Source organism: Massilia solisilvae (genome assembly GCF_024753215.1).
GTDB lineage: Bacteria > Pseudomonadota > Gammaproteobacteria > Burkholderiales > Burkholderiaceae_D > Telluria > Telluria solisilvae.
This window is the reverse complement of record NZ_JANUGV010000001.1, coordinates 128,549-149,074: the sequence shown is the minus strand read 5'-3', so window position 1 is coordinate 149,074 and position 20,526 is coordinate 128,549. Positions and strand designations below refer to the sequence as shown.

Here is a 20,526-nt window from a genome sequence, read left to right as displayed (position 1 = left end):
CTTCCACAATACCCGTTTTGTTGAAAATCGCTTCATCTTCATTGCATGAAAAACATTTTTCCGTTATGGCAGCCGGCCGGCAACGCTGACAGCGGCCGCGCCGGCCCCTGGCGCTGGCTGGTGCCGGTGCTGCTGGTGCTGCTTTTTTTGGCAGTACTGATCTGGCTGCCGTGGCAGGCGCGCGAGATGGAAAGCAACGAGCGCCAGGAGCAGCTGATCGCCGACACGCTGTGGGTCGAGCAAACCCTGCGTTTCGAGCTGGCGCGCAACGAGGAGGCGCTGGCCAGCCTGGGGGCCGACCTGGTCACCAAGCCGCCCGCGCCCGAGGCCTTGCGGGCGCGGCTGGCGCAGATGTTCAAGAACGGCCACGAACTGCAGCGGCTGGTCTGGCTCGATGCCAACGGACGGGTGCTGGCCGCGCGCGGCGCCGAGTTGCCGGCCAGCGGCCTGTCGGAGGCGTCGCGCAGCGCGGCCCTGCTCGCGCGCGAGACCCACACCAGCCGCTACAGCGAGCCCTACGGCGCCACCGCCCTCACCCACGGGCTGCTCGACTACACCCTGCCGCTGTTTCGCGACGGCGAATATCAGGGCAGCCTGGTGGCGACCTACAGCCTGAAGGTACTGCTGGACGAGACGGTGCCATGGTGGTTTGCGCAGGAGAACGCGCTGTCGCTGCTGGACCGCGACGACCGGGTGGTGGCGCAGCGCAGCGCTGGCGGACCGGGACGCGGCGTGTACACGCACAAGCACGCGCTCGACCTGCCGGGCGCCGCGATCACCCTGGCCACAGACAGCGTCAAAGGCGCGCCCAAGCTGTTGCCGAACCTGCTGGTCGGCTCGGTGATCGTGCTGGCGCTGGGCCTGCTGTTGTCGCTGGCCGCGCTGTGGCGCCACATTGCGCGCACGCTGGCTGCCGAAGGCGCGCTGCGCCAGCAGATGGCGTTTCGCACGGCGATGGAAAATTCGCTGGTCACCGGCCTGCGCGCGCGCGACCTGGAAGGGCGCGTCACCTACGTCAACCCGGCGTTCTGCCAGATGGTCGGGCTGCCGGCCGAAGAGCTGGTGGGCAAGAAGCCGCCGATGCCCTACTGGGCGCCGGAGGCGATGGCCGACTACGAGCAGCGCTTCGAGAAAGTTCTAGCAGGCAACATCACGCCGCAGTTCGAGACCGTGTTCCAGCGTACGGACGGGGTGCGGGTGCCGGTGCTGGTGTTCGAGGCGCCGCTGGTGGACAGCCGCGGGCGCCAGACCGGCTGGATGAGCTCGATCCTGGACATCACCGACCGCAAGCGCGTCGAGGAGCTGATCCGCAAGCAGGAGGAAAAGCTGCAGGAAAGCGCGCGCCTGGCGACCATGGGCGAGATGTCGTCAATGCTGGCGCACGAGCTGAACCAGCCGCTGGCGGCGATCTCGAGCTACACGGCGGGCGCGCTGAACGTGCTGGCGCGGGCCGAGGAGCTCAATGAGCCGGTCAACGCGCGATTGCTGCGGCGCGCGCTGGAGCAGGCGCGCCAGCAGGCGCAGCGCGCCGGCCAGATCATCAAGAGCGTGCACGAGTTCGTGAAAAAACGCGAACCCGAACGGCGGCCGGTGGCGATCGGCAGCGTGGTGGACGGGGTACGCGCGCTGATCGAACTGCAGGCGCGCCAGGCCTACGTGGCGCTGCGCATGCAGATCCCGCGCGAGCTGCCGCCGGTGCTGGCCGACCGCGTGATGCTGGAACAGGTGCTGCTGAACCTGACGCGCAACGGCATCGAAGCGATGCAGGACCTGGCCCCGGAGCGGCGCGTGCTGCGGGTGGAGGCCGAGGCGCTGGACGGGCAGGTGTCGGTGTCGGTGATCGACAGCGGGCACGGCATCGCGCCGGAGGTGGCCGAGCGCCTGTTCTCACCGTTCTTCTCGACCAAGGCCGAGGGCATGGGAATGGGACTGTCGATTTGCCGCACGGCGATCGAATTCCATGGCGGCACGCTGACGCACGCCGCCAACCCGGGCGGAGGCACGATCTTCACGTTTACTTTGCCGGCGCAGGCGCAGGTACAGGCGGCCTAAGCTACAATGAATGCCGTCGTTCCCGCGAAGGCGGGAACCCATGCTGAGCGCGCAGACACGCGGCAGGCGGCGCCATGGTTCATCCTGTCTATGGGTCCCCGCCTGTCGCGGGGACGACGTGCCTGAGCTAACTCAAGGAACAGGAATGCTGCACATCGTCGACGACGAAGACGTGATCCGCGACGCGCTGGCCTGGCTGGCGCAGTCGCGCGGGCTGGCCGCGCGCGGGTATGCCAGCGGCGAGGAATTTCTTGCCGTGACCGGCCGGGATGGCGACCCCGGCGGCGACTGCGTGCTGCTGGACGTGCGCATGCCGGGCATGAACGGCATCGCCGTGTTCGACCAGCTGGTCGCGCGCGGCCTGTTGCCGCGCCTTCCGGTGATCTTCCTGACCGGCCACGGCGACGTGCCGATGGCGGTCGATTCGCTCAAGCGCGGCGCCTTCGATTTCTTTGAAAAGCCGTTCAACGACAACGACCTGATGGATCGCGTCGAACAGGCGCTGGCCGCCTCGCGCCAGGCCGCTGGCGCCGCCGCCGTGCGCGCGCGCCTGGCCACGCTGTCGGCGCGCGAACGCGAAGTGCTCGACCTCATTCTTGCTGGCAAGATGAACAAGGTCGTGGCCGATGAGCTGGGCATCAGCATGCGCACGGTCGAGGTGCACCGCGCGCACATCTTCGACAAGATGCAGGTGAAGACGGCGGTCGAGCTGGCTGGCCTGCTCAAGTAAGCAGCAGCCCCTAAGGCGCTGAGGCTGGCGGGTGATCGCTGGAAAGCCTGTGGACGACATAACTATGTCCATCAGCAAAGTCGGACAAGAGTTTGCAATCGTACCGTTCCAACGCCTCTGCAATGTCAGGTGTTGCGAAATCCTTACTGTTTTTCGTAATAAAGCAAGCCGGGCCTCCCCTCAGGGCAAGCGCCGCCATGACCGATGCGAAGACAACGGAATCCTGTGGTGACAAGCCAAGCTCATCGCGGTATGCGGCGGCCTGTTGCAGTATCGCCGCGTTCAGGTCAATCAGCGTCGTCACCTCCAAAAGCTTCGTGATCACCTTGGCTAATTCTTGCTGCTCAACCTCCCCGGCTTGAATCAGAAGGCCGGTGAGCTGCCCTAACTGACTGGCTGGCTCCTTGAATTGCTCCGACCGCCCAATTTCGGCTATTTCCGTCCTTATCATGTCATGCGCGCGAACCCGGGCCTTCTGCCGTCGAATCATCGTTTCGTACGGCTCAACCAAGCTGTACGCCGGCAGTAAAAGTTCAATTTCCTTCCTTTCCGCCAAGGTCAGAAGGTCGAGGCAACTGGCAAACTTGTCTCTGCTGAAACTGAGCTCAAAGACAAAATTTGTCTCTGCCAACACGATCATGCCGAGCCCTCATAGATGAGGGAACCTTGCCGCAACTGCTCTGCCAACCCTGACTCGGAGAGCAGCCTATCCTCGGCTGGCCCAGAAGATGGGAGCTCGCCATCGGCTACTCCGTTCAGCCAAGCCCGTACCGCCAGTTCCAAACCACTTTCGCTGAGTCGCGGATTCGTCTCTCCGAAGCCGCCCAGATATGGCTTGATCAACTGCCATGTACCGCTAACGTAGTCAGGCGGAACTTCCTGCGCAGCCGGGGCGTCCTTCCACAGGTAGGTATGTTCGGGCAAAACGAGCAGGAAAAATTTCGCCTCTGGCAATAGGCGATTTGCCATCAGGTTACGACGCAGCTTTGCGGCCCACGACTTGTCTTCGTTCTTGGTGGCCTTTACTTCGCCAACAAGAACAAGCTGGTGATCTCGGTCATAGAGCATGAAGTCAGGTTTCATTTCGTACACCTAATAGCGATGGATAGCACAGGCATTATAGACATCGTGCCAAGATGTGCGTCTTCCAAAACGAGCACGTCCTGATCCCGTCGAAGTTATTTCCATGAGACCTTGCGAAGCGCCGTCCAGCCCTTAACTGCGGTACATCCGGCGGCCACGGCCGTCGCGCATCACCCCGCGCATACGCGACGCACATGTTGCGAGAAGCTCTACTCTCGGTGACAACAACCCGCGCACGCTAGCAAGCTGACAAGCCGTGCGCGGCGGGTTGGCTTGTAAAATCAATTTGAACGCGATGCACCGCGGCCACTCGGCGGTGGTGCCATTTCTTTAGGGAACGCAGATGAACGAAAAGACAGTTGCAGACAAGATGTTCTTACGAACCGCCAAGTCGATGATGATTTTGAACGGCGGCGTGCACCCGGGCATGGTCTCGCAGATGCCGCAGAACATCATTGTCGACAAGGGGCCGGCCGACGTCGTGCTCATGTTCGCTTTGAACCGCAAGGAGCTCGAACAGTACTTGCCGGCCGCCAAGGAAGCGCTCGGCGACAAGGGCTCGCTGTGGGTGGCCTACCTCAAGCAGACCGCCTCCAAGGCCACTGATATCAATCGCGACTCGATTAACGCCTATCTGAAGGAAAACGGTATCACCGCCGTGGCGATGATCTCGATCGACGGCGACTGGTCGGGGCTACGCGCCAAGCGCATCGAAGTCTAGTCCGTGGCGCGCGAGCGCCCACTGCACGTGCTCGCGCACCAGGGCCGACGGATGGCCGGCGCGTGACCGCAGCGCCGCCACGATGGCGACGTCGCCCCGGGCGCCATCGGCGGCATTGCCCAGGCCCACGGCCAGGTTGCGCAGCCAGCGCTCATGCCCGATGCGCCGGATCGGGCTGCCTTCCATCCTCCGGTTGAACTCCTCTTCCTCCCATTCGAACAGCGCGATCATGCTGCTGTTCCCCAGACCGTTGCGCTCGTCAAAATCCGGCAGCTGGGCGCGCTGGGCGAACTTGTTCCACGGGCAGACCAGCTGGCAGTCGTCACAGCCGTAGATGCGGTTGCCGATCAGCGGGCGCAGCTCCAGCGGGATCGGGCCTTTCAGCTCGATGGTGAGGTAGGAAATGCAGCGGCGCGCGTCCAGCTTGCCGGGCCCGAGGATGGCGCCGGTCGGGCAGGCGTCGATGCAGGCGCTGCACTGGCCGCAGTGGGCGCCGGTGGGCTCGTCCACCGGCAGCGGCAGGTCCACCAGAATCTCGCCGATGAAGAAGGTGGAGCCGGCGCTGCGCGAGAGCAGCAGCGTGTGCTTGCCGCGCCAGCCCAGCCCCGCCTTTTGCGCGAGCGGCAGCTCCATCACGGGCGCCGAATCGGTGAATACGCGGTAGCCGTACTCGCCGATCTCATTCTTGACGCGCTCGGCCAGCTGCTGCAGGCGGTTACGCAGCACCTTGTGGTAATCGCGGCCGCGTGCGTACACCGACACCACGGCGGCCTGCGGGTCGCGCAGCCGCGCCAGCTCGCGCTCGCGCCAGGGGTCGCCGGCGTCCACCGGCAGGTAATCCATGCGCGCCATGATCGCGCGCACGGTGCCGGGCACCAGCTCGGCCGGCCGGGCGCGCTTCAGGCCGTGGCTTGCCATATAATCCATCTCGCCGTGGCTGCCGGCCGCCAGCCACGCCTTCAGGCCCTCCTCGGCTTCGGCCAGGTCCACGTCCGCGATGCGCACTTCGGCAAAGCCCAGCTCCGCGCCCCACGCCTTGATGGCGCGCGCAAGTTCGGCAGAATCGGGTGGCAGGGTCGGCATGGGAAGGACAGCGGCGAAAAATCAACACGACATTCTATTCGATGCAGCACTTCAAAGCTTACCTGCCGGACGAATCGGCCACCGCGGCCTTTGGCGCGGCGCTGGCGCGCGCGCTGGTGCCGGGGCTGGTGATCTACCTGCACGGCGACCTGGGCGCCGGCAAGACCGCGCTCACGCGCGCGCTGCTGCACGCCTGCGGCCACCAGGGCACGGTGAAAAGCCCGACCTACACGCTGGCCGAGCCCTACCGCGTCACCATCGACGGGCGGCCGGGCAGCGTGATCCACTACGACCTGTACCGCATGTCCAGCCCCGAGGAATTCCTCGACGCCGGCTTTCGCGAGGACTTCGACGGCCACAACGTCTGCATCGTCGAGTGGCCCGAAAAGGGCGAGCCGGTGTTGCCCGCACCCGACGTGCGCGTACTGCTGAGTGTGAGCGGGCCCGGCCGTGCGTTAGAATTGCAGGCGTTGTCGCAACTGGGCCAGCTATGCCTCGACCGCCTCTCCTTCGCACCAAACCGCTGAGTACCAACAGGCGCCGCACCATCCTCAAGGCCGGCGGCACGCTGCTGCTGTCGGTGTTCGCGCCGCTCTCCGCCAGCGCCGCGCAGATCCTCGCCGTGCGCGTGTGGCCAGCCGAGGACTACACCCGCGTGACGCTGGAAAACGACGGCGACCTGAAGGCCACCCATTTCATGGTGCCAGACCCGCCGCGGCTGGTGGTGGACATCGACGGCCTGGCGTTGAACGACACACTCAAGAGCCTGGTCGCCAAGATCGAATCGAACGACCCGTACATCAAGCAGGTGCGCGTGGGCCAGAACCGGCCCAACGTGGTGCGCCTGGTGTTCGACCTGAAGGAAGCGGTCAAGCCGCAGGTCTTCACGCTCGAGCCCGTGGCCGGCTACCGGCACCGCCTGATCTTCGACCTGTATCCGATGAAGCCGGCCGACCCGCTCGCGGCGCTGATCCAGGAGCGCGACTGGACCACCGGCGACGCGGCGCCGCAGAGCCAGTCCGGCGCGCCAGAGGCGATCGGCAAGCTGGAAACCCAGGCTGCGGGCGCCAACGGTACGCCGCCGGCAGCGCCGGTCAAGCCCACGCCCGCGCCGGCCGAGCCGCGCATGGCCTGCTGCAACATGCCCAAGGTGACGCGCATGGTGACCATCGCGCTCGACCCCGGCCATGGCGGCGAGGACCCGGGCGCGACCGGAGCGTCCGGCGTGCACGAAAAGGACATCGTGCTGGCGGTCGCGCGGCGCCTGAAGGCCAAGCTGGAAGGCCACCCGAACACGCGGGTGATGCTCACCCGCGACGCCGACTACTTCGTCCCGCTCGGCACCCGGGTGGACAAGGCGCGCAAGGTGCAGGCCGACCTGTTCGTGTCGATCCACGCGGACGCGTTTGTCGAGCGCAGCGCGCGCGGCTCGTCGGTGTTCGTGCTGAGTGAAAAAGGCGCGAGCTCGAGCGCGGCGCGCTGGCTGGCGAACGACCAGAACAAGGCCGACCTGATCGGTGGCGTGAACCTGGCCAACCACGACCGCCAGCTGGCCAGCGTGCTGCTCGACCTGTCCACCACGGCCCAGATCAGCGACAGCCTCAAGCTCGGCAGCGCCGTGCTCAAGGAAATCGGCGGCATCAACCGCCTGCATCGCGGCGCGGTCGAGCAGGCCGGCTTCGCGGTGCTGAAAGCGCCTGATATTCCGTCGATCCTGGTCGAAACTGCCTTCATTTCGAACCCGGAGGAAGAAGCGCGGCTCAAAGACGATGCGTACCAGGACCAGCTGGCCGACGCCATCACCAAGGGCATCAAGCGCTACTTCGCCGCCAACCCGCCAATGGCCAAGAGCCGGATGGCGTAAGGACACAGACCATGACCTCACCCGAGCGCGACACCTTCGGCCAGCTGCCGGCCGTGCGCCTGGCTTCGCCCGACGGCGCCGAGGCGATCGTCACCCTGTACGGCGCCCACGTCGTGTCATGGAAGGGCGCGCGCGGCAAGGAGCACCTGTTCCTGAGCCGCCGCTCGGCGCTCGACGGCAGCCGCGCGATCCGCGGCGGCGTGCCGGTCATCTTTCCGCAGTTCGCCGAGCGCGGCGCGGGCATGCGCCACGGCTTTGCGCGCGTGCTGCCGTGGCACGTGGAGCGCAGCGGCGTGGACAGCGGCGGCGCCTACGCCGTGTTCGTGCTGGACGAGACCGACCTGCCGCCGGCGCTCGCCAGCGCCTGGCCGCATCGCTTTGCGCTGGCGCTGCGGGTAGCAGTGCATGGCAACGAGCTGTCGATGACGCTCGAGGTGCGCAACACGGGCGCTGCCGCGTTCCCGTTCGCGGCGGCGCTGCACACTTATCACCTGGTGGACAATGTGGCCGCCGTGCGCATCGAAGGGCTGGAGGCCGAGCCGGTGGTCATCCGCGACAAGCTGGACCAGGTGTACCAAGGCATCGCCGGGCTGATTGCGATGCAATGCGGGACGAACGCGCTGCACCACGAGCAATCGGGTTTTACGGATGCGGTGGTGTGGAATCCCGGCGCGGCCGATGCGGCAGCGCTGTCGGACCTCGAAGACGACGAGTACCGGCGCTTCGTGTGCATCGAACCGGCACTGCTTGGTCCGGCGACGCTGGAGGCCGGCGCCGTGTGGCGCGGCGAGTACCGCCTCAAAGCGGCGTAGGGTGGGCAGGTTTCCTGCCCACGCGTTCAAGCCGAGCGTGCTCTGTTTGAACGAGTGGGCGGGAAACCCGCCCACCCTACGACACCTAATGCGTGGACACCGGATCGTGGCACACCACGCAGAGTTTGTTGCCCTCGGGGTCCTTGAAGTAGGCGGCGTAGTAGTGTTCGTGGTATTCGGGCCGCAAGCCAGGCGCGCCTTCCGACGTTCCGCCGTGTTCCAATGCCACCCGGTAGGCGTGGTGCACGATCGCCCGGTTGCTCGCCATGAACGCCACCATTTGTCCATTCCCCGCCACATGGGGATTGCGGTCGTAGGGCGTGCCGATCAGGAACAATGGACGCGGCCCCGGATGGGATTGCCAGCCTGCCCACGGGCGCGCGCGGTCACAGAAACGCAGCGAATTGCCAAGCTCCGCCATCAGGGCCGTGTAGAACGGCAGCGCCTTGTCGAAGTCGTTGATGCCGATGAACACATGTGAAAACACGATGGTTCCCCCTGTCGCCCGCTAGCTGCTCAGTTCGATTCCTTGATCACGCGACCAAAGCCCGGCTGCACCGGCCGCGCGTTGAGCGGGTACAGGCGCGAAAACAGCGCCATCTGCTCGGGCGAGGCCTGCATCTTCTGTTTCATCACCAGGTACAACACGTTTTCCGTGCAGGGCGGCGCGGTGAGCGACCCCATGTAGGTGTAGTACTCGCGGTGCTCGGGCAGCGCGTCGTTCGGGTTGATCACGATCGACGGCGCCACCACCGCATTTTTTTCGAGCGGCAGGTTGTTCCAGACCGTCTGGATCAGGCTGTGCTGCTTGCCGCGTTCGAGCAGCACCGCGACCACGGCCAGCGTTCCTTGCACGCTCTTGTGCACCAGGTGCATGACCATCTCGGTGCCGCGGCCGTTGATGCGCTCCTCGGACGGGCGGTGGAAGTGGAAACCCTGCAGCTCGTAAGTTTCGTTGGCAACGTTGATGAAGTTACCCGGCTCCACACTCACGTCGATGGTGTGGCCGTTGTCGATCTCGCGGAACGACGATGGGCGGTAATCGAAGCTGATCTGCTCCAGGTCCACCTTGATGCCGTCGCGGATATCGATCGGTGACTGGCGCTTGCCGCCTGCGCACTTGGCCCATTCCACGTTCATCGAGGACCAGTTGGCCGGGCCGGTTTCGCCCTCGTAGCTCCAGTCGGTGCGGTGGCGCCTTGCCTCGGCGGCGGCGGCTGCGGCCAGCTCATCCTGGCGGCGCTTGGCATCGGCCTGCTTGCGCGCCTTGGCGGCGGCAACCACGCGCGCCTTCTGGCGGGCGCGCATCTCGGCCAGGCGCGCGGCGATCTTCTGCGACAGTTCGAGCTCGGCCTGTTCTTCCTTGGCGCGCTGGGCAGCGGCCGACATCGGCGGAACGTACGCCGGCTTGGTCGCCGGCACGGGCGGGACGTAGGCCGGCTTGACCGCCGTGGTCGCGGCGGCGCCCGACGCGGCAGGCGTGCCGGCGGCAGGAGCGGATTCGTTCGCGCTTGCCGTCAGCATGACAAGGCAGCCCGCGAACAGGGCGGTCAGGTGGCGCATGGAATGGCTTTGTTAGGCTTTACCCCTACTTAACGGCGGGGCACGGCCAAAACTTGAGCCAAACTTAGCGGCTGAGCATTCTCCGGCCCACTTTGTAGATGCCGCCGAGGGCCAGCGGCACCACGGCCACGCCCACGCCGACCAGCACGATCGCGGTCAGGTGGTCGCGCACGACCGGGATATTGCCGAAGAAATAACCGCCGGTGACGAGGCTGATCACCCACGCGGCCGCGCCGGCAAAGTTAAACAGCTGGAAGCGCGCGAGCGTCATGTCCGACACGCCGGCCACGAACGGGGCAAAAGTACGCACCACCGGCACGAAGCGCGCCAGGATGATGGTCTTGCCGCCATGCTTTTCGAAAAATTCATGGGTGCGGCGCAGGGCGTCCTTGTTGATCCAGCGGTAGTCGTGCGTGAACACGCGCTGGCCGATGGCCTCGCCGATCCAGTAGTTCAGGGTATTGCCCGTCACCGCCGCAGTAATCAGTAACGCGACGAGCAGCGGATAGCTCATCTCGCCGGTGGCGGCGAAGGCGCCGGCAATGAACAGCAGGGTGTCGCCGGGGAAGAAGAACAGCACGACCAGGCCGGTCTCGCAGAACACGATGGCAAAGAGCACCGCGTAAACATAGGTTCCGTACTGGGCGAGCAGCGAACCCAGCGTTTTATCGACATGAACAATCATGTCGAAAAATTGCATCAGATCCATAATTTTCCTAAAAGGTAGCGTGGAATCATACCACCAGTCGGGCTCGAGAAATGACTGCTGGCGCAAGCCGCGTCAGCAATTTTTGGGGATTGGCAGAAGTAGTTTCCTGAATGTCAGCATTCCCTTTACAATTTGCCGGCGTGAAATAACAAACGACAACGCCCGCGGGCGAAAGGAGACGGCATGGGAGCACCAATGAAGCATCATGTGCTGGCGGGCGCGGTCGGCGCGCTGCTGGCGTTCGGCACGGCTTTGGCGGCCGATCCGCCACCCAGGCCGAGCGTGTCGGACATCGTCAAGGCATCCAAGCCGACCGACTGGCGGCCGCTGGACCCGGACAACACGCTTTACATGGAGCTGCCGGCCGGGCGCGTGGTGATCGAACTGGCGCCGGCGTTCGCACCGAACCACGTGCAAAACATCAAGGCGCTGGTGCGCGAGCACTACTTCGACGGGCTGGCCGTGATCCGCTCGCAGGACAACTGGGTAGTGCAATGGGGCGAGCCGGACGACGTGAAGGAGCACCGCCCGATCAAGACGGCCAAGGCGACGCTCAAGGCCGAGTTCACGGTGCCGATCCAGAATGACAAGCACTTCACGCGCCTGAAGGATTTCGACGGCTACGCGCCGCAGGTGGGCCACTCGGACGGTTTCCCCGTCGGGCACGACCCCAAGAAGGGACAGGCGTGGCTGCTGCACTGCTATGGCATGGTGGCAGTGGCGCGCGACAACGATGCCGACAGCGGCGGCGGCACCCAGCTGTATGTACCGATCGGCCAGGCGCCGCGCCATCTTGACCGCAACCTGACCGTGGTCGGGCGTGTCATCTCGGGCATGCCGCTGCTGTCGGTGCTGCCGCGCGGGACCGGGCCGATGGGCTTTTACGAGAAGCCGGAGCAGATGGCGCCCATCAAGTCGATCAAAGTGGCGGCGGACGTGCCCGAGGCCGAGCGCAGCAAGTTCGAGGTGATGCGCACCGAGGCGCCGATCTACCAGGCGGTGGTCGAGGCCCAGCGCAACCGGGGCGGGCCGTTCACCAAGGTGCCGGCGGGGTATATCGACGTGTGCAACGCGCCGATTCCGGTGCGCGAGCAGAAGTAATATCTCGGCACGTCGTCCCGGCGCAAGCCGGGACGACCGAGCGACGTATTTTGGCGAATTGGCTCCGCTCCCCGTTTTCGCAACTGCCCAGCAAGCTATAATCCCGCCGATGAACGCCCCCGTCCCCACCCATCGCCCGATCCAGCAGCTGCCTGACCAGCTGATTTCGCAAATCGCCGCCGGCGAGGTGGTGGAACGGCCGTCGGCCGTGGTCAAGGAGCTGCTCGAGAACGCGCTCGATGCCGGCGCCACCCAGATCACGGTGCGACTGGAGGAAGGCGGCGTCAAGCGCATTGCCATCACCGACAACGGCCGCGGCATTCCGCCTGAGGAAATGCCGCTCGCGCTCGCGCGCCACGCGACCTCGAAGATCGCCTCGCTCACCGACCTTGAAAACGTGGCCACACTCGGCTTTCGCGGCGAGGCGCTGGCCTCGATCGCTTCGGTGGCCGCGGTCTCGATCACCTCGCGCACGCCGAACGCGCCGCACGCGTGGGAGATCGTCGGCTCGCACCAGGGATCGGTGTCGCCCTCGTCCGGCGCATTCGGCACCACCATCGACGTGCAGGACCTGTACTTCAACACGCCCGCGCGCCGTAAATTCCTCAAGTCCGAGCAGACCGAGTACGGCCACTGCGCCGAAGTCGTGCGCCGCATCGCGTTGGCGCGGCCCGACGTGTCGTTCACGCTGACCCACAACGGCAAGGCCATCGACCACTGGAACGTGAGCGACATGGCCAAGCGCAGCGCGCACATCGTGGGCAGCGATTTCGCTGAGGCCCGCCTGCCGGTGGACGAGGCGGCCGGGCCGCTGTACCTGCACGGCTTCATCGGCCTGCCCACCGCATCCAAAGCGCGCGCCGATGGCCAGTTCTTCTACGTGAACGGCCGCTTCGTGCGCGACAAGCTGCTGCTGCACGCGGTGCGCTCGGCGTACCAGGACGTGCTGCACGGCGACCGCTTCCCGTCCTACGTGCTCTCGCTCGACCTCGACCCGGCGCTGGTGGACGTGAACGTGCACCCGTCGAAGATCGAGGTGCGCTTTCGCGACAGCCGCGCGGTGCACCAGTTCGTATTCCACGCGGTGCAGCGCACGCTGGCGCAAACCTCGGCCACCGCGCACGGCAGCGTGCCAGCGCCGATCACGGCCACTGAAGTAAAGGGAACGGCCAGCGCGTGGCAGCGTCCGCACGAGCAGACATCGTTCGGCGCGCAGCTGTCCTCGACCTTTTCGCCGTCGCCCTTCCCGCCCGGCAGCCGCTGGGATGCGCCCACTCCCGGCGTCGCGCAGCGCACCGAGAGCTATGGCGCGCTGTTCGCTTCACCTGAGCCGGCCGCGAGCGCGGCGCCTGCGCCACTGTCGGCTTCCAGCGCGCCGATGCCGGATGAAGAAGAGTACCCGCTCGGCTTCGCGCTGGCCCAGCTGCACGGTATCTACGTGCTGGCGCAAAACCGCAAGGGGCTGGTGCTGGTGGATATGCACGCGGCGCACGAGCGCATCCTGTACGAGCAGCTCAAGAACGCGCTCGACGCGCAGATCGAAGGGCGCGAGATGCAGGTGCAGCAGTTGCTGATCCCGATGACCTTCTTTGCCGACGCGGTGGAGGTGGGCACCGCACACGAGCACCAGGAGACCCTGAAAACGCTGGGCTTCGACATCGCCGTGATGTCGCCCACCACGCTTGCGGTGCGCGCCGTGCCGACGCTGCTCAAGAACGCCGACGCGCAAACGCTGGCGCGCGACGTGCTGCGCGACGTGCGCGAATTCGGCGGCTCGCGCGTGCTGATCGAGCGCCGCAATGAACTGCTGGGCACCCTCGCCTGCCACACGGCGGTGCGCGCCAACCGCATCCTCACCGTGCCGGAGATGAACGCGCTGCTGCGCCAGATGGAAGCGACCGAGCGTGCCGACCAGTGCAACCACGGGCGCCCGACCTGGGTCCAACTCGACATCTCGGCACTGGACAAGCTTTTCCTGCGCGGGCAATGAATACTGCGCGCCGCAAACCGCTGGCGGTGGCCATCATGGGGCCGACCGCGTCGGGCAAGACCGCTGCCGCGCTGGCGATTGCGCGCGAGCGACCGGTCGAAATCATCTCGGTCGATTCAGCGCTGGTGTACCGCGGCATGGACATCGGCACCGCCAAGCCGACAGCGGAGGAACTGGCGGCCGTGCCGCATCACCTGATCGACATCATCGAGCCGACCGAGGCGTATTCAGTCGCGCAGTTTCGCGCCGATACGCTGCGGCTGGTGGACGAAATCAGCGCACGCGGCGCCCTGCCGCTGCTGGTCGGCGGCACGATGATGTACTTTAAAGGGCTGACCGAAGGGCTGGATGACCTGCCGACCGCGGACGCGGATGTGCGGGCGGCGATCGAGGAAGAAGCGGCGCGCATCGGCTGGCCGGCAATGCACGAAAAGCTGCGCGCAGTGGACCCGGTGACGGCCGAGCGGCTCAAGCCGAACGACGCGCAGCGCATCAACCGAGCGCTGGAGATCTTTGAACTGTCGGGCAAGCCGATGTCCGAGCTGCTGACCGGGCGCGGCAAGCTGGAGCTGCCGTTCAATCTGGTGTCGTTTGCGCTTGAACCGTCCGACCGCAGCGTGCTGCATGCGCGGATCGCGCTGCGCTTTGACCAGATGCTGGGCGAGCGCGATGACGAAGGCCTGGTAGCCGAGGTGGCACGGCTGCGTGCGCGCGGCGACCTGTCGCCGTCGATGCCGTCGATGCGCTGCGTGGGCTACCGGCAGGCGTGGGAGTACCTGGACGGGCGTATCACGCGCGACGCCTTGCGCGAAACGGGTATCATCGCCACCCGGCAGCTGGCCAAGCGCCAGCTGACCTGGCTGCGTGCTATGCCCGAGCGCATCGTGATCGACTGCCTCGGCAAGGACCCGTCCGGGGAGCTGCTGAAGCAGATTTCGGGGTTACCGGAATAATATGGTGTAAAATATTTGGCTCGGCTGGTTTCCCCAGCCTTGACACCGCGGGCACGAATCTGGATAATGCTCGTCGTTGCAGGTGATATAGCTCAGTTGGTTAGAGCATAGCATTCATAATGCTAGGGTCGTTGGTTCAAGTCCAACTATCACCACCAGAATACGAAAGCCGCTGTTCCGAAAGGTTCAGCGGCTTTTTCATTTCGCGCGCTGACCGGCTCCCGTGGCCGTATTCGCCCCTCCCTTTACACTGAAATTCGCTCCTTTGACGTCCGTGTTTGGCGATGTCGCGGATTTCGCACCGCTGCACATTAGCGACAAATCAAACGAATGCCGCGCCGAAAGGCCGCTGGGCATTACAGTTGATCGCTGGCAAGAGCGGATTTCTCGACGTAAAGATAATCATACCCGGGAGCACATCCACACATCCCGATGACCTTTACATTGAGAGGTACCGACCATGAAACGCCTCACCTATGAAATGAAGCAACGCGGGCAAGGGATGACCGAATACATCATCATCGTTGCTCTGATTGCAGTGGCCGCCATTGCCGTTTATATGCTGTTCGGCGCGACTGTCAGGGGCCAGACCGCCGGTATCGCTATGGAGATTGCTGGGAAAGATGGCAAGCCAGCAATCGATGCGGCCGGGGCGGCTGCCCAAAAGGCCGCCGACCGGGCAAAACAAGCAGACGCGAACTCGCTGTCCACGTACGGCAACCAGGCCGATGCCGGCAAACAATAAGGGCAGCGATCTCAATGCTCCGTCCGCTCGGACACACGCCCCGCCGAGAAGCCGGGCAGGCCCTCATCTTCGGCCTCTTTGGACTGATAGGCGGGCTCGTCGCGCTGTTCTTTCTGTTTAATACCGGCCAGCTGACCGCGGAGAAAACCAAGCTGGTCAACACAGCGGACGCGGTCGCATATAGCGCCGGGGTAATGCATGCGCGGGCGTTGAACTTTGACGCCTACACGAACCGGGCGCTCATTGCCAACGAAGTGATGATCGCCCAAGCGGTCAGCATGGCTTCCTGGGCGACTTATGTTGCGGATCATTCGAACAGTGCGCAGTCGCAGATGAATTGCACGAATCAATATTCCGTTCCAGTCCGGCTTGGACTCCTGACATACGCGCCGGTGTGCTACTCGCTAGCGTTCAGCGCGAGCATCGCCGATGGTTCAGGCACGAGTGTTTCCTCTGCAGGCCAAACCGCCGTCGCGGCGGCGGAGCAGGCCAAGAACGTCTTGCAGGCAGCACAAGTGAACATGGCGGCTGACCTATTCCTAGCGCGCAAATCGCTGATGCAGGAGGTGGCCGACGCCAATTACGTGAACGAGGGTGCTGTCCACGTCGACAACATTCCACTCACGGATGACTTTGGGCTCAACGGTAGCAACTTCATTACTCGCTATGCGGATAACGATCGCACCCGCTTCAAGGATGCCACGGTTGAAGCGGCCAACCGTGACCGATTTGTACCGAAGCGGTCTTGGGATTCGGCCAATGGTCTGCCCTGCATTACGGACAGCAAAGCAGAATTCCGTCGCCGTGGCGGTACGGAACTGATCGGGCTTGACGAGTGGCGGGCAATGGATACAGCCTCGGTCCACACGTGGAGCTTCAACGTTCATTTGTTCTCTTTCAGCTGCGATGAAGACGAAACACCCCTTGGCGCCGCCAGCCAGGGAGCCGGCGCAAGCAGCGGCAGGGACAACGGATTCGGTGGATCAAGGTCGGACAACCCTGTGGCAAGCGGCTACGCCAGCAGCAAGGACTGGAACTACAGCGGTCTGCCCAAGTTTTACGACTTGAAGCAAGACTTATTGAAAGCAAGCGACGACTTACCGCCCCCGCTCCGGTTCGCCGTTCGGCTGACCAGGTCCAAAGACCAGACCCGGACTTCCGAGGGTAGGTCAGCCGTGAAACCGTCGGGCAGGCTAGCCAAGTTCGACAGCAAGCTCGCATCCGATGTCTTGATGGCCGTTTCGACATCGGAAGTCTTCTTCCGGCGGCCAAGTTCCCGAAGCGACGGCAAAACCGAGCTGGCCAGCCTGTTCAATCCGTTTTGGCAAGTTCACCTCGTCTCGACATCAAGCGCCGACATCGCAAAGGCGATCGCGCTGGGAGAACCTCGATGAGCACCAATCGAAAGAGCACGGAACGCAGCATTTCGCGACTGCGGCCAGGGCACGGCGCCGACCTATTACTTGCCTTGACTGGATTGGCTTGGTCGCCTGCAAACGCCACGACGGAAAACGAAACCATGCTGATCAACTCGCCACTGCCACATGAAAAGCTCGGTGCGGGCCGGGAATCGGAGAAGGTTCACTGGGTGCGCCTTCACGGTTATGTCGAAGGCGAAAAAGGTCATGTTGCCTTGTTGGATGAATTGAAGGCCGATGTTCAAAGCTGCGTTCGCTCCCCCCTCAGCGGCCATAGCAAACCACCGCGGGTCTGGCCGGACTATGTGCAAAGCTTTCAGAGCGACACCTATGAGGCCGCAAATCGAAAGATAACGTATAGCACCACGCTCGTGTACGGCCTAAATCCCACCGATTGCAGTCTGATAGAAACCCGCAGGGTGGTGGCAACGCTGGCATCCACCAAGGGAACTTGCCAGATCGACTTCGACCATAAGATTGCGCACGGCGTTTGCGATGCGCGGGCACATGGCGGTGCGCCGGTTGTCGTGAATATCGCCCCGCAGAGCTCGGCCGCGATCGGTCGGGCGGGCGCCAGGAATGCGCCATCCCAAGCGGCGTTAGCCGCAATGGAACAGGCGATGAAGCAATTTGCGCCAGTCAAGACCGGCGAGCGCAAAACGATCACCGGAATCGAATGCGAGGTGGAGACGCAGATGTTCGGCACGGTTTGCATCTCGCGTGGTGGCTCGTTCCCGGGTTACAGCGCGGTCCGTAAAGGGGGCGGTGCGGGCATCGAGCTCGAGTGGACCAATATCGCGGGCTCGAACGCCCAAGCGCTGAAGGCACAGTTGGATGCGTCCGTGAACGCCTCCGTGTTCGCGCCATATCTGGCCGACGGCTTCCAGGTCACCAATATCACGAGACGTAAATGAGCTTGCCTCCGAAAGCCGTGGCGCGATGCAACGGGCAGGCGCTGACCGAATTTTTGGTGGTGGCGCTGGCACTGGTACCGCTCTTCCTGCTAATGCCCCTGATCGCCAAGTATCAGGATATCGCTCACCAGACCCAGATGGCCAGCCGCTACGTCGCCTTCGATGCGGCTGTGCGCAACGAATGGCAGAACAGCTGGAAGGACCCGGCACAACTGGCCGCGGAGGTGCGGCGCCGGTTCTTCAGCAACCCCGACGCACCGATCAAAACGAACGACACTGCGGGCAATTTTGACGCACACAGGAACCTCTTTTGGCGTGGTCCAACCAACGAACCACTGATCGCCGACTTTGACGCCGACGTCGCCATCAGTTTCGGCGACAGTGCCAGCCCTTCACAAGCAAACGGCTTCACGGCGTCAACGGACGGCGATCCATTCAACAAGACCGCGGGCACGGGTGTCGAGACTAAGATAGCCGAGCAGCTAAGCTTGAAGGCAGCCGGCATCTTCACCGGCAATGTCAGCGTCAAGCTCGCCAAGACGCCTGCCTTCCTTAAGTCGTACCAACCGTTCGATACGATCGATCTTTCGATAACCCGCCATACCAGCGTAGTCGTGAATGGCTGGGATGCGGACACGCCGGCGAAAGTAGTCTCTCGCATCGATAGCAAACTACTGGTCCCCGGTACCCAACTCAGGAAAATTGCATCGATAGCCGATGGGTTCATCACGCCTTTCGAAGCGGGCAAGGTACAGCCTCCGCAACTTGGGCAACTCAGTTTCTGGCAAGACGTCGTCCCGTCGGACCGATTGAAGTAGCTGACGCAGTTATCCCCGTACTTTGCATGAGGTCCTGCCATGGCACGCACCACTCGCGACCTAAAAGTTGCCGCCAGTAAATGCGGCCTAAAGCAGGTGGTTGTTGCACTTGCTGCGCAAACGCTGTTCAACCCAGCATTCGCAGCGCAGGGTGATGCGCCGTGGCCGCAGGTTCGCGTCCCGCAGCAGGTGGAGACATTCGATATTGGGCAGGAGGTGGTCGTCAATGGCACACCGGTCAGGATGCGTGGCTTCGTCTCGAGTGTTAGCCCTGCCGCGCTGACGGCATCCTTCCGGCAGGTGCTCGGGGAACCACTCATGGAAGACCGTCGGGGAAACACGCTGGTGCTGGGCCGCGGAGAAGGCCGGTACTACATGACGGTGCAGCTGGATCCTGCCGGCTTTGGCACGCGAGGGGTGATCGCAGTCACCCGGCCACCAATCGACCAGCACGAACCCGCAGATGCTGCTGCCCGCCGCTTGCTGTCTGCCTTGCCGCCTGGCTCGACCCTGGCGAGCCACACGTCGTCCATCGACGGCGGAACCCGTGCCGAACATGATGCGGTCATCAACTCGCACAGCATCGGCGTAAACAGTGAATACGTCCAGCGCATGCTGCGTGCGAACGGCTTTAGTTTCGAACGGGAGGCTGGCCCGTCCAAGGCCATCCACGCACGTACGCATCTCGCTCCCGACGCGCGAACCCTGTTTTTCAAGCGTCCGGGCGCCGAGGCGACTGCGGTGCTGTTTAGCGATGCCAGCGGAAAAAGCGTGATCGTCATGAACCGGGTCGTGTACGGGGGGGCCAAATGAAGCTTCCTCCCACTTGGCATGCGCGCGGGCAGTCAAGCATGGAATACCTCGTCGTTTGCGGCGCACTCGCGCTCGCGCTTGGCCTTGGCATGTCGGGACAGGACAGCGTTCTGTGGCAGCTGATCCAGGCGTTCGGCACCGCCTATCGCAAATTTAGCTATGCCATTTCTCTTCCAGGCTGACCATGAAAATCAATTTCCAATCACTGCGCAACATTAACAAGACCTGGCTGTCGCTGGGCGTTGCACTGGCCATCGGCGTACTAACTGCACTGGGAGCTCGCAGCTTCCTTAGCCACCAGGTGGAAGCCATCGCAGCGGCATCCAAGCACGAAACGGTCGACGTCGTCGTGGCAAAGACCGAAATCACGGCCGGCACCAAGCTCAGTAACCAATCCCTCGCAGTACGCAAAATTCCGGTCGATTTCGCGCAGTCCGGCGCAATTCGGCCGGAGGACTTCCCCCGTATCGACGGCAAGGCCATCGCCTACAACCTCAGAAGTGGCGAGATGATCATGTGGAGCCAGATGGAAGCGCAGCACGTCCCTACGTTTTCAGCCCGCCTGGCGCCCGGCCAGCGGGCAATCACCGTTGTGGTCGATGAGATCAATTCCATCTCCGGCATGCTCGAGCCGGGCGACTTGATCGACCTGATGTTCGCAGTCGACCAGAACGGCCAGAAGGTGGTGTTGCCGCTGCTGCAAAGCGTACAGGTAATGGCCACTGGCCAGCGGGTGGTCGATGACGCCAGGAGCGGCGAGAAAACGCAATTTGCGACGGTAACCTTGAATACCACTCCGGAGCAGGCCACCAGCATCATCATGGCCCGCGAAACCGGCAAACTGACTGCCCTGCTTCGCAATCCGAACGACAAGGCACCGATCGGTAACAGGAGCCTGGATTTGGCTTCGCTGTTCGGCAGTCGGCGCGTGGCGCACCAGGGGCCGCAGGGGATGCGCCAGGTGCCGGTGCTGTATGGAGGTAGTGGCGCGAAATTCGCGCCGGAAGCGCTGCGTCTCAATAGTCCCCGCCCTCCGTTGCCTGTGCCGGCGAGCGTAACGCCCACGATCGCAACTGCGTCGGGCTATACGGTCGCAGCGTTGCCCGCCGGCGCTGCCCTCGCTCCGGGACAAGCAGTCCCCTGACACCGCGGCAAGC

22 protein-coding genes and 1 tRNA gene are annotated in these 20,526 nt (G+C 64.0%); 17 read left to right on the top strand and 6 right to left on the bottom strand.

Features of this window, described 5'->3' with window-relative positions:
* The first annotated feature begins 45 nt into the window (after positions 1-45).
* On the top strand, positions 46-2,052 hold the full coding sequence (locus NX773_RS00725; protein ID WP_258854492.1) for a sensor histidine kinase: 2,007 nt from the start codon (positions 46-48) through the stop codon (positions 2,050-2,052).
* Positions 2,053-2,197: 145 nt separating this feature from the next.
* Positions 2,198-2,782 carry a response regulator transcription factor gene (locus NX773_RS00720; protein ID WP_258854491.1) on the top strand — a complete coding sequence of 195 codons (585 nt, stop codon included), beginning with the start codon at positions 2,198-2,200 and terminating at the stop codon, positions 2,780-2,782.
* Positions 2,783-2,792: 10 nt separating this feature from the next.
* Here the strand turns inward: NX773_RS00720 and NX773_RS00715 are convergent, their stop codons facing one another.
* Together NX773_RS00715 and NX773_RS00710 are read right to left on the bottom strand one after the other, a co-directional pair.
* Positions 2,793-3,422: a hypothetical protein gene (locus NX773_RS00715; RefSeq protein WP_258854490.1), complete on the bottom strand. Its 630-nt coding sequence runs from the start codon at positions 3,420-3,422 to the stop codon at positions 2,793-2,795.
* Entirely contained in the window at positions 3,419-3,865 is a 447-nt protein-coding gene (locus tag NX773_RS00710; protein ID WP_258854489.1) for a hypothetical protein, read from the bottom strand. Before NX773_RS00710 ends, NX773_RS00715 begins: the two co-directional genes overlap by 4 nt.
* A gap of 370 nt (positions 3,866-4,235) precedes the next feature.
* On the opposite strand from NX773_RS00710, the gene NX773_RS00705 reads away from it, so the two are divergent.
* Complete coding sequence (locus NX773_RS00705; RefSeq protein ID WP_258854488.1) at positions 4,236-4,586, top strand: DUF3052 domain-containing protein; 351 nt, start codon at positions 4,236-4,238, stop codon at positions 4,584-4,586.
* Here the strand turns inward: NX773_RS00705 and queG are convergent.
* A complete protein-coding gene (gene queG, locus NX773_RS00700) occupies positions 4,560-5,669 on the bottom strand; it encodes a tRNA epoxyqueuosine(34) reductase QueG (RefSeq protein ID WP_258854487.1) in 1,110 nt (369 codons plus the stop codon). The two genes, NX773_RS00705 and queG, sit on opposite strands and share 27 nt — an antisense overlap.
* A 41-nt stretch (positions 5,670-5,710) precedes the next feature.
* Between queG and tsaE the strand changes: the two genes are divergently transcribed.
* Genes tsaE through NX773_RS00685 form a run of 3 tightly spaced genes read left to right on the top strand, consistent with a single transcriptional unit; the run spans position 5,711 to position 8,345 of the window.
* A complete protein-coding gene (gene tsaE / locus NX773_RS00695; protein ID WP_258854486.1) occupies positions 5,711-6,196 on the top strand; it encodes a tRNA (adenosine(37)-N6)-threonylcarbamoyltransferase complex ATPase subunit type 1 TsaE in 486 nt (161 codons plus the stop codon).
* Complete coding sequence (locus tag NX773_RS00690) at positions 6,160-7,533, top strand: N-acetylmuramoyl-L-alanine amidase (RefSeq protein WP_258854485.1); 1,374 nt, start codon at positions 6,160-6,162, stop codon at positions 7,531-7,533. Before tsaE ends, NX773_RS00690 begins: the two co-directional genes overlap by 37 nt.
* 11 nt (positions 7,534-7,544) lie before the next feature.
* Positions 7,545-8,345 (top strand): aldose epimerase family protein, encoded by an 801-nt coding sequence (locus tag NX773_RS00685; RefSeq protein ID WP_258854484.1) that lies wholly within the window; start codon positions 7,545-7,547, stop codon positions 8,343-8,345.
* 85 nt (positions 8,346-8,430) lie between these two features.
* Here the strand turns inward: NX773_RS00685 and NX773_RS00680 are convergent, their stop codons facing one another.
* From NX773_RS00680 to NX773_RS00670, 3 genes are all read right to left on the bottom strand, one after another.
* Positions 8,431-8,832, bottom strand: coding sequence for a VOC family protein (locus NX773_RS00680; protein WP_258854483.1), 402 nt, complete (start codon positions 8,830-8,832; stop codon positions 8,431-8,433).
* 29 nt (positions 8,833-8,861) lie between these two features.
* The gene (locus tag NX773_RS00675; RefSeq protein ID WP_258854482.1) at positions 8,862-9,908 is read right to left on the bottom strand and encodes a carbonic anhydrase; all 1,047 of its coding nucleotides are present in this window, start codon (positions 9,906-9,908) and stop codon (positions 8,862-8,864) included.
* Between the two features lie 64 nt (positions 9,909-9,972).
* A complete protein-coding gene (locus tag NX773_RS00670; protein ID WP_258854481.1) occupies positions 9,973-10,617 on the bottom strand; it encodes a VTT domain-containing protein in 645 nt (214 codons plus the stop codon).
* A gap of 183 nt (positions 10,618-10,800) precedes the next feature.
* On the opposite strand from NX773_RS00670, the gene NX773_RS00665 reads away from it, so the two are divergent.
* The 11 genes from NX773_RS00665 to cpaB all read left to right on the top strand — a co-directional run bounded on the left by NX773_RS00665 (position 10,801) and on the right by cpaB (position 20,513).
* Positions 10,801-11,718, top strand: a complete 918-nt coding sequence (locus NX773_RS00665) for a peptidylprolyl isomerase (protein ID WP_258854480.1) — start codon at positions 10,801-10,803, stop codon at positions 11,716-11,718.
* 109 nt (positions 11,719-11,827) lie between these two features.
* Entirely contained in the window at positions 11,828-13,708 is a 1,881-nt protein-coding gene (mutL, locus tag NX773_RS00660) for a DNA mismatch repair endonuclease MutL (protein WP_258854479.1), read from the top strand.
* On the top strand, positions 13,705-14,661 hold the full coding sequence (miaA, locus tag NX773_RS00655; protein WP_258854478.1) for a tRNA (adenosine(37)-N6)-dimethylallyltransferase MiaA: 957 nt from the start codon (positions 13,705-13,707) through the stop codon (positions 14,659-14,661). Before mutL ends, miaA begins: the two co-directional genes overlap by 4 nt.
* Positions 14,662-14,742: 81 nt before the next feature.
* Positions 14,743-14,819, top strand: a tRNA-Met gene (locus NX773_RS00650).
* Positions 14,820-15,121: 302 nt separating this feature from the next.
* Positions 15,122-15,406, top strand: a complete 285-nt coding sequence (locus NX773_RS00645; protein WP_258854477.1) for a hypothetical protein — start codon at positions 15,122-15,124, stop codon at positions 15,404-15,406.
* A gap of 14 nt (positions 15,407-15,420) precedes the next feature.
* Positions 15,421-16,800, top strand: a complete 1,380-nt coding sequence (locus tag NX773_RS00640) for a pilus assembly protein TadG-related protein (RefSeq protein ID WP_258854476.1) — start codon at positions 15,421-15,423, stop codon at positions 16,798-16,800.
* Complete coding sequence (locus NX773_RS00635; RefSeq protein WP_258854475.1) at positions 16,797-17,738, top strand: hypothetical protein; 942 nt, start codon at positions 16,797-16,799, stop codon at positions 17,736-17,738. Before NX773_RS00640 ends, NX773_RS00635 begins: the two co-directional genes overlap by 4 nt.
* Positions 17,735-18,556, top strand: a complete 822-nt coding sequence (locus NX773_RS00630) for a hypothetical protein (protein WP_258854474.1) — start codon at positions 17,735-17,737, stop codon at positions 18,554-18,556. The genes NX773_RS00635 and NX773_RS00630 overlap by 4 nt, the downstream gene beginning before the upstream one ends.
* Before the next feature lie 39 nt (positions 18,557-18,595).
* Positions 18,596-19,369, top strand: coding sequence for a hypothetical protein (locus NX773_RS00625; RefSeq protein WP_258854473.1), 774 nt, complete (start codon positions 18,596-18,598; stop codon positions 19,367-19,369).
* A gap of 38 nt (positions 19,370-19,407) precedes the next feature.
* On the top strand, positions 19,408-19,551 hold the full coding sequence (locus NX773_RS00620) for a hypothetical protein (RefSeq protein ID WP_258854472.1): 144 nt from the start codon (positions 19,408-19,410) through the stop codon (positions 19,549-19,551).
* A gap of 2 nt (positions 19,552-19,553) precedes the next feature.
* On the top strand, positions 19,554-20,513 hold the full coding sequence (gene cpaB, locus NX773_RS00615; RefSeq protein ID WP_258854471.1) for a Flp pilus assembly protein CpaB: 960 nt from the start codon (positions 19,554-19,556) through the stop codon (positions 20,511-20,513).
* The last annotated feature ends 13 nt before the right edge of the window (positions 20,514-20,526 follow it).